The organism is Winogradskyella wichelsiae (assembly GCF_013403925.1).
In the GTDB taxonomy this organism is placed as follows: Bacteria; Bacteroidota; Bacteroidia; order Flavobacteriales; family Flavobacteriaceae; genus Winogradskyella; species Winogradskyella wichelsiae.
This window is the reverse complement of the sequence record NZ_JABFDJ010000003.1, coordinates 210,702-223,756: the sequence shown is the minus strand read 5'-3', so window position 1 is coordinate 223,756 and position 13,055 is coordinate 210,702. Positions and strand designations below refer to the sequence as shown.

General features: G+C 31.7%; 14 protein-coding genes. 8 read left to right on the top strand and 6 right to left on the bottom strand.

Annotated features, from left to right (window positions below; genetic code table 11):
* Positions 1-20: 20 nt before the first annotated feature.
* On the top strand, positions 21-698 hold the full coding sequence (locus HM985_RS08265) for a DUF2461 domain-containing protein (RefSeq protein WP_179375803.1): 678 nt from the start codon (positions 21-23) through the stop codon (positions 696-698).
* On the opposite strand, the gene HM985_RS08260 is transcribed toward HM985_RS08265, so the two are convergent.
* Together HM985_RS08260 and HM985_RS08255 are read right to left on the bottom strand one after the other, a co-directional pair.
* Entirely contained in the window at positions 693-1,139 is a 447-nt protein-coding gene (locus HM985_RS08260; protein ID WP_179375802.1) for a hypothetical protein, read from the bottom strand. The two genes, HM985_RS08265 and HM985_RS08260, sit on opposite strands and share 6 nt — an antisense overlap.
* 8 nt (positions 1,140-1,147) lie before the next feature.
* Positions 1,148-1,564: a glyoxalase gene (locus HM985_RS08255; RefSeq protein WP_179375801.1), complete on the bottom strand. Its 417-nt coding sequence runs from the start codon at positions 1,562-1,564 to the stop codon at positions 1,148-1,150.
* Positions 1,565-1,748: 184 nt separating this feature from the next.
* Between HM985_RS08255 and HM985_RS08250 the strand changes: the two genes are divergently transcribed.
* Positions 1,749-2,642 carry a DUF72 domain-containing protein gene (locus tag HM985_RS08250; protein ID WP_179375800.1) on the top strand — a complete coding sequence of 298 codons (894 nt, stop codon included), beginning with the start codon at positions 1,749-1,751 and terminating at the stop codon, positions 2,640-2,642.
* Positions 2,643-2,676: 34 nt separating this feature from the next.
* Positions 2,677-3,069, top strand: a complete 393-nt coding sequence (locus tag HM985_RS08245; RefSeq protein ID WP_179375799.1) for an acyl-CoA thioesterase — start codon at positions 2,677-2,679, stop codon at positions 3,067-3,069.
* Here HM985_RS08245 and HM985_RS08240 read toward each other — a convergent pair.
* Together HM985_RS08240 and HM985_RS08235 are read right to left on the bottom strand one after the other, a co-directional pair.
* Positions 3,066-4,304 carry a mechanosensitive ion channel family protein gene (locus HM985_RS08240; protein ID WP_179375798.1) on the bottom strand — a complete coding sequence of 413 codons (1,239 nt, stop codon included), beginning with the start codon at positions 4,302-4,304 and terminating at the stop codon, positions 3,066-3,068. The two genes, HM985_RS08245 and HM985_RS08240, sit on opposite strands and share 4 nt — an antisense overlap.
* Positions 4,297-4,593 (bottom strand): DUF3817 domain-containing protein, encoded by a 297-nt coding sequence (locus tag HM985_RS08235; RefSeq protein WP_179375797.1) that lies wholly within the window; start codon positions 4,591-4,593, stop codon positions 4,297-4,299. The genes HM985_RS08240 and HM985_RS08235 overlap by 8 nt, the downstream gene beginning before the upstream one ends.
* A 133-nt stretch (positions 4,594-4,726) precedes the next feature.
* On the opposite strand from HM985_RS08235, the gene HM985_RS08230 reads away from it, so the two are divergent.
* The 5 genes from HM985_RS08230 to HM985_RS08210 all read left to right on the top strand — a co-directional run bounded on the left by HM985_RS08230 (position 4,727) and on the right by HM985_RS08210 (position 9,644).
* The gene (locus tag HM985_RS08230; RefSeq protein WP_179375796.1) at positions 4,727-7,198 is read left to right on the top strand and encodes a zinc-dependent metalloprotease; all 2,472 of its coding nucleotides are present in this window, start codon (positions 4,727-4,729) and stop codon (positions 7,196-7,198) included.
* A 1-nt stretch (position 7,199) separates the two neighbouring features.
* Positions 7,200-7,430 (top strand): hypothetical protein, encoded by a 231-nt coding sequence (locus HM985_RS08225; RefSeq protein WP_179375795.1) that lies wholly within the window; start codon positions 7,200-7,202, stop codon positions 7,428-7,430.
* Between the two features lie 393 nt (positions 7,431-7,823).
* Positions 7,824-8,282: a cold-shock protein gene (locus HM985_RS17170; RefSeq protein WP_218843389.1), complete on the top strand. Its 459-nt coding sequence runs from the start codon at positions 7,824-7,826 to the stop codon at positions 8,280-8,282.
* Between the two features lie 181 nt (positions 8,283-8,463).
* The gene (locus HM985_RS08215; protein ID WP_179375794.1) at positions 8,464-9,057 is read left to right on the top strand and encodes a fasciclin domain-containing protein; all 594 of its coding nucleotides are present in this window, start codon (positions 8,464-8,466) and stop codon (positions 9,055-9,057) included.
* Between the two features lie 113 nt (positions 9,058-9,170).
* The gene (locus HM985_RS08210; protein ID WP_179375793.1) at positions 9,171-9,644 is read left to right on the top strand and encodes a GyrI-like domain-containing protein; all 474 of its coding nucleotides are present in this window, start codon (positions 9,171-9,173) and stop codon (positions 9,642-9,644) included.
* A gap of 24 nt (positions 9,645-9,668) precedes the next feature.
* Here HM985_RS08210 and HM985_RS08205 read toward each other — a convergent pair whose 3' ends face one another.
* Positions 9,669-11,903, bottom strand: a complete 2,235-nt coding sequence (locus tag HM985_RS08205) for a type IA DNA topoisomerase (RefSeq protein WP_179375792.1) — start codon at positions 11,901-11,903, stop codon at positions 9,669-9,671.
* 63 nt (positions 11,904-11,966) lie between these two features.
* Positions 11,967-12,893, bottom strand: coding sequence for a M23 family metallopeptidase (locus HM985_RS08200; RefSeq protein WP_179375791.1), 927 nt, complete (start codon positions 12,891-12,893; stop codon positions 11,967-11,969).
* Positions 12,894-13,055: the final 162 nt, after the last annotated feature.

Below are 13,055 nucleotides of genomic sequence, written 5' to 3'. Positions count from 1 at the left end.
TTATACAAATTTTAATTCCTATGAATCATTCTATCCCTAAAGAAGTATTTACATTTTTTAAAAAGCTTGAAAAAAACAACGATCGTGATTGGTTTAACGAACACAAACCAGAATTTAAAGCGATTGAAGCAAAGATGAAGACTTCTTATAACTATTTAGGAGAATTAATGAATGTTCATGATCAAATAGAAAAAATTAAAATTTTTAGAATTTACAGAGATGTCCGTTTTTCTAAAAACAAATTACCTTATAAAACACATTTTAGTGGTTCTTATGCCAGAAAGAAACCAGAATTACGTGGCGGTTACTATGTACACATTCAACCTAATAATGAATCATTTATTGCAACAGGATTTTGGGACCCCAGTAAGGAAGATTTATTACGCATAAGGAAAGAGTTTGAAATGGACGACTCAGAAATGCGAGACATTTTAAACGATGAAGCCTTTAAATCGACTTGGGGAGATTTTACAGGTGAAGAATTAAAAACAGCACCTAAAGGATTTAATAAAGAACATCCATCCATAGACTTAATAAGAAAAAAGCAATTTATATTTGTTAAAAAGTATACGGATAGTGAGGTTTTAGCTGATGATTTTATAACAAACGTTAATAAGGCGTTTATAGATGTAAAACCATTTTTTAATTACATGAGCGATGTTTTAACCACTAACTTAAATGGTGAAACAATATTATAAGACTTCTGTAATTGTATATCTTTTACTGTTAAATTCAAATTGATGCCCTTTAGACTTCGATTTTACATGTTGTCCTATCGGTGATTGCAGAGAGATTATGTAATAGTCTTGAGTTTCAATTTCTATTTTGCCAATACTAATGGCTATAAAAAAAGAAAGACTATCTGTTTTTACAATACTGCCTAAAACAACCTGCTCTGAAACTAAATTTGGACGAATAAGCTGTAAATAGTCCTTGTTCTTTTGTGCATCACCAAGATAATTCATGTTCTTTTCAAGGTCATCTAAAAGTTTAGAATTCCCAGAATCATCCTGCTCATTACTTACTTTATCATTACTTTCAATAGATTCTTTTATTAAATCTATCTCATTTTTGTAATCTTTAATGCGCTTATTAACGAGAAGATTACAAAGGTCTAATAATTGTGTTTTTATTTTCATTGCAGAAACTAAACCGCCTTAAGAATTTCATTTGTTGCTAAAACTTGAATACTGTCTATTAATCGCTCTTTAACAATATTCATCATTCGTTTATTTAAAGCAGAAGAATGCTGTATGTACAATTGATACTCTTCAACAGAAAACTGACCTATAATCATTCCTTTAATGGAATTCCTGAATTTAGTATCCTTATGTGTTGCATTATCAATGTAACTTAATTGCTTTTCTAAAGAAAGCTCATAAAACACATTTTTGTGCTTGGTAATATAATTTTTAAACACAGCAATTAATAAATTGTGTTGAAACTTAACAACAGGTCGTATTGTTTTGTTTTGAAACAACTCTTCAGCACCCATGTTGTCATAGATTTTAGCAGAAGCAATTGTAGGTCTTAAAGCTAATAAGTCTTCGGTTCGTGAAGTCATAGTGAAGGTTATTTTAGGATTAATTTTTATTAAAATTAAGTATTAACAGACCTCAATTAATTAGTTGAAAAATATGTTGTTAACGTGGTTATTAACAAATGCAATTCTAATATAGAATAATCATATCTCTTTTCGACTTAAACAAAATGCTTTAAGCTTTATCTTTGAGTAAAATAAATTGCTTATGAAATTTGGACGTGTAGATGACCCTGGTAATATTGATTTTACTTTGCCCCCTGATCATTCAGAGACCTTAAAAATGTTACACAAAAACCCATCAGAACTAACTAATATTTCTGTAGGTTGTGCTAAGTGGAATAAAGCTGATTTAAAAGGGTTTTATCCAAAAGGAACTAAAGATGAGTTAGAATATTATTCTAGTCAATTTAACGCTATTGAATTGAATGCTACATTTTACCGAATTTTTCCTCCAGAGCAATTTTCAAAATGGTACGATAAAACACCTCTTAATTTTAAGTTCTTTCCGAAAATAAACCAAGAGATTAGTCATTGGAAACGTTTAAATGAAACAATCACCCCTATTGTAGATCATTATTTAAATAGTGTTATAAACCTAAAAGAAAAATTAGGTTGTGTATTTTTACAAATGCATAACAATTTTGCACCTAAAGATTTTGAAAAGGTTATTGATTTTGCAGAAAGTTGGCCTAAAGAAATTCCGCTAGCTGTTGAGTTTAGACATACAGATTGGTATAATGATAAAGCTATATCTGAAGATTTATATCTTCTTTTAGAAGAAAATAATATCTCAAATATAATTGTAGATAGCGCGGGTAGACGCGATATTATGCACATGCGATTAACAAATTCTAGAGCTTTTGTGCGCTATGTTGGTGCTAATCATCAAAGTGATTATGCAAGATTAGATGATTGGGTAAAACGTTTAAAACATTGGAAAGAAAATGGTATTAAGGAAATAAACTTCTTTGTGCATCAAAATATAGAGGAAGCATCACCATTGCTTTCTTCGTATTTAATAAAGCAATTAAATGCAGAATTAGGCACTCATTTGAAAATTCCTAATGAGCACTTAAATACGCAACAAACACTTTTATAATAATATTAATAACGAAAGTTTAAAACAAAAATATATGAGATTTCACACACGTAAATGGGTTAAACCCGAAGATTTAAATCCTAATGGTAGTTTATTTGGAGGTCAACTTTTGGCTTGGATAGATGAAGAGGTCGCTCTTTATACAGTAATTCAGCTTGAAAATTCTAAAGTAGTAACAAAGTATATGTCAGAGATTAACTTTATGTCATCTGCACGTCAGGGAGATATTGTAGAGATTGGTATTTTGGTTACAAAATTCGGAAAATCTTCACTAACTTTAAAATGTGAAGCTCGTAATAAAATGACCAGAGAGACCATACTAACCGTAGATAATATTGTAATGGTTAACCTTGGTCCTGATGGGGTACCAGCACCACACGGTAAAGTTGAAGTAGAATTTGTAAGAGACCGATTAAAGGATTCTTAATCCTTATTACCTAAAGCAAGTTCGTAAACTTCTAAATCAAAATAAGAGACTGCAGCCAATGTATGGTCAAATATGTCACCAATGATGTATTCGTAATTTACCCAACGTTGATCTTTGCTAAACGCATAAATCTCCATTGGAATACCTTGTGCTGTAGGTTCTAATTGACGTACCATTAAAGTCATATCTTTATTAATGGCAGAATGGTTTTCAATATACGTTTGAAGATATTTTCTAAACACACCAAAATTGGTAAGATTTCTCCCGTTTATTAGAACAGATTTATCAATATTGTGATCGTTGTTGTAAGTTTCAATTTCTTTAGAACGCGTTTTTAAATATTCTGAGACTAATTCTATTTTACCAAAGCGCTTAATAGCTTCATCATTAAGAAAATTGATGGAAGACGTTTTAATAATGACCGAGCGTTTAATACGGCGTCCACCAGAATCGTTCATACCTCTCCAGTTTTTAAACGAATCAGAAATTAAAGCATAGGTAGGGATAGTCGTAATCGTCATATCCCAATTCTGTACCTTTACAGTGGCTAAGCTTATTTCGGTAACTTCACCATCGGCTCCGTATTTTTCAAAGGTTATCCAGTCTCCAATTCTAACCATATCGTTAATAGATACTTGTATACTGGCAACGAAACCTAAAATAGTATCTTTAAAAATAAGTAATATTACTGCAGAAGCAGCACCTAAGGTTGTGGCGAATTTTATAAAAGAAACCCCTGTAATAATCGCTAAAATTGAAAAGAATCCTAGCATCCATGCAAAAATCATAAAGACTTGCATATAGCTATCAATAGGTTTGTCTTTAAACTCTACTAAAGTTTTTAGATAATCTTTTATAGAGCTTAAAAGGCTTCTTATAATTTGAAGTGTAAGTACAATGGTTATAACCTTTAAGGTTTTCTCTATAATATTTTGTGCATATTCAAAATCAGTAAATACTTGAGGTACAAATTCTATTAAAATTAGCAAGGGAATTATATGGGCAATATTTCTTGGAAGCTTGTTGGCAATAAGAATATCATCGAAATTAGTTTTGGTCCGCTTAGCAACTCCTGCCGAAAATTGCCAAAGTAAACGTTTGGTAATAAAATCGATTATAAAAGCGGCTAACACTAATGCAATAAGAAGTCCAAGCATATTAAGATACATTGAAGTATCTTCAGATAAACCTTGTTCTAAAAGAAAATCGTATAAAATGTGTTTAATATTAAGCACGTCTAGATTTTGTTAAGTATTTATGATCAATATAAAATGTTCCGAAGGGAATAATAGAAGCTAATAATACCATCCAAAATGTACGTGTAGTCCATTTCATATCACTGCTAATTAATACAGCCATTACTACGTAAGCCATAAATAAAACACCATGTGGCATTCCCAATAATTTTACATATTGTGGATCTTCGTAGATGTATTTTATGGGGGTTGCTATAAACAATAATAAGATATAAGAAATACCTTCTAATAAAGCTATAATCCTAAAAACGGGTAGTAATTTTAACATGACATAAAATTTGTGCAAAAGTACTTCAGAATTAAGTAAAAAGAGAAGAATTTAACAGCTTTTAAGAAATTAATGAAAACTTAAATTCTATTATTTATATTTAGGCAAAATATCTATTTACCAACCTTTATTTATGAGAAAAATTCTATACTTAGCCTTGTGTTCATTCGTTTTTGTATCGTGTTCTACAGTGCAATCAACGAGCAGTAAAAAAGGCACTTCTAAAACCGCCCAAGCAAAAACAGACAGTCCTAAAAAGAGTCAAAGTAAAATTAAAGATTACGATAAAGTCATCACTAAAGATGCTATTACAGATAAAGGTTTATTTAATGTTCACTTAGTAGGAGAGCAGTATTTTTTCGAAATCCCGATGGAACATCTTAATGCAGATATGCTATTAGTAAGTCGTTTTGCTAAATTACCAGCAAATCTTGGAGGTGGTTATGTTAATGCAGGCTCAAAAACGAATACCAGAATGATTAATTGGGAACGTTTTAGAGATAAGATACTTATCAAAGAAAAATCTTCAAGCGCCATTGCTTCAGATAGTTTACCAATTAATGTTTCCGTAAAATCTAATAATTACGAGCCAACATTATATGCTTTTGATATTGCTGCGTTTTCAAAAGATTCGTCGTCTGTTGTAATTGATGTTACAAGCTTTTATAGTTCGGATGTGAAATCTATTAGCGGATTAGGTTCAAGATTACGTTCGTCTTATAAAGTGAAGAATTTAGATAAGTCTCGAAGTTTCATAAACTCGGTAAGGAGTTTTCCTGAGAATATAGAAGTGATTCAAGATTTTACATATAACGCTTCAAATCCACCAGTAAATACAGGAGATGAAACGATTAGTGTACAGATGAATCAATCTATGATTCTACTTCCTAAAACACCGATGCAACCCCGCCTTTTTGATGAGCGTGTTGGTTGGTTTACGTTAAGTCAATATGATTATAGCAGTGAAGAATTAAAATCGGATCAAAAAACCTATTTAAGACGTTGGAAATTAATTCCGAAAGATATTGAAGCTTATAATAGAGGCGAGTTGGTAGAACCTGTAAAACCAATTGTTTATTATTTAGATCCTGCAACACCAATGAAGTTTCGATCTTATATGAAAGAAGGTATTGAGTTATGGCAAAAAGCATTTGAAGCTGCCGGATTTAAAAATGCAATTATAGCTAAAGATCCTCCAACTAAAGCTGAAGATCCAGATTTTAGTCCAGAAGATATTAGATATTCAGTGGTAAGATACGTTGCCAGTACAACTAGAAATGCAACTGGTCCGAGTGTTTCAGACCCCAGAAGTGGAGAAATAATTGAAAGTGATATTATTTGGTATCACAACCATTTACGCTCATATAGAAATCGTTACATGTTAGAAACAGGAGCGGCAAATCCTTCTGCAAGAACATTAAATACGCCAGATGAAGAGATTGGTGAAATGATGAAAATGGTGATTGCGCACGAAGTTGGTCATACCTTAGGATTACCTCATAATATGAGCGCAAGTTACGCCTATGATGTAGAAAGTTATAGAGATGGCGAATTCACTCAAAAGAATGGAATTGCAGCAACCATTATGGATTACGCGCGTTACAATTATATAGCACAGCCTGGAGATGAAAACATTCGTTTTATAAGACAATTAGGCCCTTATGATAATTATGCAATTAATTATGGATACAGATATATAGACAAAGCAACATCTGCAGAAGATGAAAAGGAAACTTTAAGTGCGTGGATTACTGAAAAAGCAGGTAATCCTATTTATAAATTTGGAAAGCAAAGCAGTCGTTTCGATCCTACAGCGCAAACTGAAGATATTGGTAACAATAGTATTAAAGCAAGTACTTATGGACTTAAAAATTTAAAGATAGTTGCTAAAAACCTTCCAAGCTGGACAAGTGATAAAACAGATAATTACGAAGATTTAGAAGAGCTTTATGGCGAATTGTTAAGTGTTTGGGGGCGTTATATTGGCCATGTCGTTACACATATCGGTGGAGTGGTAGAGGATACTAAAAACCCATCGCAAGAAGGTGTAATTTATACTCCAGAATCAAAAATAGAACAGAAAGCTGCTGTGGCTTGGTTGCATAAAAATGCTTTTGAAACACCAAGTTGGTTAATTGATAAGTCCATTCTTCAAAATATAAATTACGCAGGTTACACTGATCGAATGAGAAGTTTACAATCGCGTCATTTAAATAATATATTAAGCTTTGAACGCTTAGGTAGATTAATTGATCATAATGCTTTAGATACTAAAAATTATTCGGCTTTAGAATTATTAAGTGATATTAGAACCGGAATTTGGTCTGAATCAAAATCAGGTGTAAATGTTTCAGTTTTTAGACGTAATTTGCAACGTGCCTATTTAGACGCTATGTTAAAATTGATGAAAGAAGATTTAAACCCAAGCCGAAGTAGACAGTATTTTAATGTTAATCAATCTGATGTAAGAGCATTAGTAAGAGGTGAATTAAATGTTGTAAAACGCTCATTAACTTCAGCACTAAACGGACGTTTAAATTCTGAAACTAAATATCATTATCAAGATGGTATCGAGAGAATTAATAACATTTTAGATCCAAAATAATATGAAAAAATTAATTTTATTAGTTGTATTTTTTAGTTTTTCAACATCATTTTATATAAGTGCGCAATCTAAAAAAGCACAAAAAGAAGGGTTTGATGCGACGTATAAAAGTATAAAGTCTATAGTTAATTCTAAACATTATCAATATGTTGGTCATTCAGTTTATAATTCTGAAGGCAGAAAAATGTTAGATACAGATTCAAATCAACTTGAAATAAATAGAAAAAAGTAAATGGAACTTTAAACTCATTAGATTCATTTGTTTATGATACTAAAACGACTAATTCTAAAATCTCTAATTATAAAATTATACTTAATGATGATAAGCAAACAGTGGTCATTCAGTTTAATATAGACAAGGATAAATTTCGTATCGAAGTCAAACCAAACGGTAAAGCTTTTTTAACTTTAAATTCTGGTATTAATAATATTAGTCAAACTGGTATGATTAAAAGGATATAAATTGTATCTTTGTAACCGGTTTATTGAAAATATACTACACAAATAGCTTCATTCTTGAGTTATTTTTCTAGATTTTAATACTATTCATTGTTAAGTTAATTAACTTGTCTGCATTATAGATATTTTCAAAAGCAAACACACATATTAATATTTAAAACTACGAATGGCTAAATCACAACAGACTTTTAGTAAAAGTGAAAAAGAAAAAAAACGTTTAAAGAAAAGAGAGGATAAGCGTAAGAAAATGGAAGCGCGTAAACTCGACAGAGATGAAAATGGTTCTGAAGGAATCCCTATCGCTTATGTAGATCATAATGGTAATCTTACAGATACGCCACCAGATCCAACAATGAAAGTGAAGGTTAAAGCTGAGAATATTGTTCTTGGTGTTCCACAAAAAGAAGATTCAGACGAAGATCCATTTGATCCTATTAGAAATGGAAAGGTATCTTTCTACGACAGTTCTAAAGGATTCGGTTTCATTATAGATACTGAAACTAACGAAAAGCATTTTACGCACGTTAGTGGTATTATTGACGAAATTGTAGAAAACGACAAAGTAACTTTTGAATTAGAAAAGGGACAACGTGGAATGAATGCAGTAAGAGTTAAACAAGCATAACACTTTTAGTTAAAAATAAAAAAAGCCATTATAGTTTACACTATAATGGCTTTTTTTTGTTGAATATTATCATCTCATAATCAGTGTAATACTTTAGTTGAAATAAAATAGTGCCGTTTTTTTAAAACCTTACCTTCTAATCCTTCGTAGGTAGAGAAACAATATTATTAAAATTCAATTTATGAAAACTAAAACAATTATTTCAACATTAGCATTAGCGGTAACACTAATTTTTGGATCTGCTGTAATGGCACAATCTAAAATGGAAAAAGGTGCTAAAATGGAAAAAGGAACAAAAATGGTAGGTGGTGCAGAAATGTATCCTTCTAAAGATATTGTATCTAATGCCGTAAATTCTAAAGATCATACAACGTTAGTTGCTGCTGTAAAAGCTGCAGAGTTAGTAGAGACATTACAAAGTGATGGACCTTTTACTGTTTTTGCACCAACAAATGCTGCATTCGATAAATTACCAAAAGGAACAGTGGCAACTTTATTAAAACCAGAAAATAAAGCAAAACTTCAAGCGGTATTAACATATCATGTTATCGCGGGCAAATTCAGTGGAAAAGCTATTATGAAAGCCATTAAAAAAGGTAAGGGTAAAGCTAGTTTTAAAACCGTTAATGGAGAAATGTTAACGGCAATGATGGATGGAAAATCTTTAGTTATTAAGGATATGGCAGGAAATACATCTATGGTAACAATTGCAGATGTAAATCAATCAAACGGTGTTATTCATGTTGTTGATACTGTAGTTTTACCAGGTATGTAATAAAATAAGAATTAGTTTATTATGATTGGTTGGTATTGATGCTAATTCTTGAGGGCACAAGTTTTTAACTTGTGCCTTTTTTTATACCTTTAAAAACAAGAAAAATAAGCTAAATGTATCCGAGAATTATAAAGTGTAAAGCGAAAAGAGTTGTTGGGATTTCAACAAAAATGACTAAGGAGCAATATTTTAAAATAACACAATTATGGCAGGAGTTTATGCCTAGAAAAAAAGAAATTAATAATATAAATCCAAAGGAATTTATAGCAGTTCAACAATTCCCAAAAGAAACTACTATTGAAAACATTGTAGATTATACAATTTGGGCTTGTGTAGAGGTTTCGCATTTTAAAGATATTCCTAAAGGCATGTCATCTTTTGTAATTCCTGCTGGTGAATATGCTGTTTTTCTTCAAAAAGGAATGGATGCTTCAAAAACATATCAAAGTATTATGACACAATGGTTACCAATATCAGGTTATACAATTGATAATAGACCACATTTTCAAATTATGGGTGAGACGTATAAAAATGGAAGTCCAGATTCTGAAGAAGATTTTTATATCCCAATACAATCGATAGTTTAATCTTTTATCTGTTTTATTTCAGAATTAAAAGTTGACTCTAAAGTCGCAACCTGTTTTGTAATTACTACAGCCCAAAGCCGTTTTTCCTTTTAATACAGTTCCTGTTTTACATTTAGGACAAACATCACCCGCTTTAATAGGGGCTTTTTTGGCCGTTTGTTTTGGCTCGAATTTTAATTTGAAAGCCTCATCAAATCTTATTAATCCTTCTTGTGTTTGACCATCTATTTTAAACCCTTTTAAATTTACAGTCGACCCTTTGGTTATTAATCTAATAAATTGCTTTTCTGAAACCTTTTTATCACCAAAATTAAAAGGTAATGTAAAGTCGCAAGATTTGCCATAATGACTACAGCCATAAGCCGATTTTCCTTTTAATAAAGCACCTGATTTACATTTTGGGCAAGAGCTACCAACAAGTGCTTCGGTTTTAGGTTTTGATTTAGACTTCGCTTTCGATTTAGAAGTCGTTGCAGGTTTGTTGTTTACAGCAGAAATACGTGTTTGTACTTGTTCGCTTCTTACTTCGTAGACTAAAGCATCTACCATGCGCTTCATACCTTTTATAAAAGCACCAGCGCTTATTTTACCTTTTTCAATATCTTTTAATTGCTTCTCCCAGGTTCCTGTAAGTTCTGCCGATTTTAAAAGTTCATTTTTAATAGTATCAATAAGCTGAATCCCTGTTATAGTTGGTAGAATCTGCTTTTTATTCCGTTTAATGTATTTACGTCTAAATAAGGTTTCTATAATATTGGCTCTTGTAGATGGACGACCAATACCATTTTCCTTCATTAAATCCCTTAATTCATCATTATCAACTTGCTTACCTGCGGTTTCCATAGCGCGCAGTAATGTTGCTTCTGTATACTGATTGGGTGGCTTTGTTTGTTTCTCTAAAAATGAAGGTTCGTGTGGTCCTTTTTCCCCTTTAACAAAAGCAGGAAGTAAAGCATCTTCTTTTTTGTTAGATTTTTCAGTTTCAAAAACAACGCGCCAACCTTTAGAAAGAATCTCTTTTCCTGTAGTTTTAAAATTAACTTCTGCAGCTTTTCCTATAACTGTAGTATTCGAAACTTTACAATCGTCATAAAATACGGCAATAAAACGTTTTACAATAATATCATAAACTTGCTGTTCATTGTATTGTAAATGCGTTTGCATTCCCGTAGGAATTATGGCGTGGTGATCGGTTACTTTTTTATCATTAAAAACTCGAGAAGATTTCTTAATCTTTTTATTAAGAACAGGTGCTGTAAGCACTGAGTAATCAGTTAATTTAGATAAAATACCTTGTACTTTAGGATAAACATCATTGGGTAAAAAAGTGGTATCAACTCTTGGGTAAGTTACCGCCTTTTTTTCATATAATTTCTGTGCTATTTTAAGGGTGTCATCTGCTGAAAATCCAAATTTCGTATTACAATACACCTGCAATCCTGTTAAGTCAAATAGCTTAGGTGCGTATTCTGTTCCTTTCTTTTTGGTGATAGAAACAATCTCAAATTCATCTTCTTTTACTTTGTTTGCCAGAATTTCACCGTCTTCCATTTTAAGAAAACGACCTTCTTCATAACTAAAAAGTGTATCTCTGTAAAGTGTTTGTAATTCCCAATACGGTTGTGGTACAAAATTTTCAATTTCTTTAAAACGATTAACAAGCATGGCTAGAGTAGGGGTTTGAACTCTTCCTACTGAAAGTACTTGCTTATAGCCACCGTGTTTAACTGTATATAAACGTGTGGCATTAATGCCTAAAAGCCAATCTCCAATGGAACGCGAAAAACCTGCATAATAAAGATTATCGTAATCTTCAGAAGGCTTTAAGTTTTTAAAACCTTCTTTTATGGCTTCTGTTGTTAAAGAGGAAATCCATAAACGTTCTACTTTGCCTTTGTAATTTGCTTTATTAATGACCCAACGTTGAATGAGTTCTCCTTCTTGACCAGCATCCCCACAATTTATAACAACGTCTGCTCTGTCAAACAAACTTTTTACAATTCTAAATTGCTTTTTAATACCATCATTGTTAGAAACTTTTACCTCAAATTTTTCTGGCAACATGGGTAAGTTGTTAAGATCCCAACTCTTCCAATACGGTTTATAATCTGCGGGTTCGTAAAGTGTACAAAGATGTCCAAATGTGTACGTTACTGCATAGCCATTACCTTCATAGTAACCATCGTGTTTTGTTGTGGCTCCTAATACTGAGGCAATTTCTCTTGCTACACTTGGTTTTTCGGCAATACAGACTTTCAAATTCGCTTATTTTTTGCAAGCGCAAAAGTACAGAATTTTATAAATTATATTTTGGTTTTAAGACTATAAAAGTAATCTCTGACCAATTTTTAATTTAGATGTCTTTTTTATGGCGTTGCCATTGCATAGCGCAGCTATAGAAGTATTATTTTTTCTAGAAATGCCATAAAGCGTATCCCCTTTTTTAACCACGTAATATTTAGGTAGTTTAGCTAATTTCACTAATTTTTCTGCCTCATCAGCAGATTCTATTACAGTGACTTCACTAGCATGTCTAGAGCTATGGAACCTGGCATGCGTCCATTTTTGAGTAACCCATACGTGTTGCGTTCGTATTTCATTTTTAGATGAAAAATCAAAAAGATATTCAGGATATATTGATTCACCTTTATAACTTAACTCTAAATGTAAATGGCTTCCTCTAGAGTTTCCTGTGTTGCCTCCTTTTGCAATAAATTGACCTCTTTGGATGGTATCATTGGCCTTTGTTTCAATTTTAGAGAGATGCGCGTAGGTAGATTCTAGTCCATTATAATGACGAATAATAACAGTATTTCCATAGCCATTGACGTATTTAGCCAATCGAACAATACCGTCAAGTATAGCAACAACAGAATCGCCGGTAACTAAATCAATATCAATACCATTATGTGCACGTCCTCCTCGCCAGCCATAATGCGAGGTGATTACTTTTTCATGTAAGACAGGTGATGTATAAGTACTATCTGTAAATTTTATTTCTAAAGGAAACGCATGAAGATCGTTACGATAAGGATCATAAACAAAATTATCCCAATTTTCAGCTTTAATATCTACAGTATCAGCACTTAATTCTACTAATGGTATCTCAACAGTGTCAGAAGATAGTCCTTTAGTGAAAATTGTATTAGGAGGTAATTCAATTTTTATAGAATTGATAAGTGAGTCTTGCTGAGCGAATACACTTGAAGTAATGCATATAAACGCAATACAAAAAAATAGGTGTTTCATAAAAGGTATTAATAATCTATAACGTTCGAAACGCAAATATAAAACAAATATTATGTCAGCATTTTATTATGAGAACCACTGATGTTAATTAACATTTTTTTGTGTTTTTGTAAGTCGTTTTAAGATGAAATATAAATCCCTGTAAAAGAGGATCTATAAGAT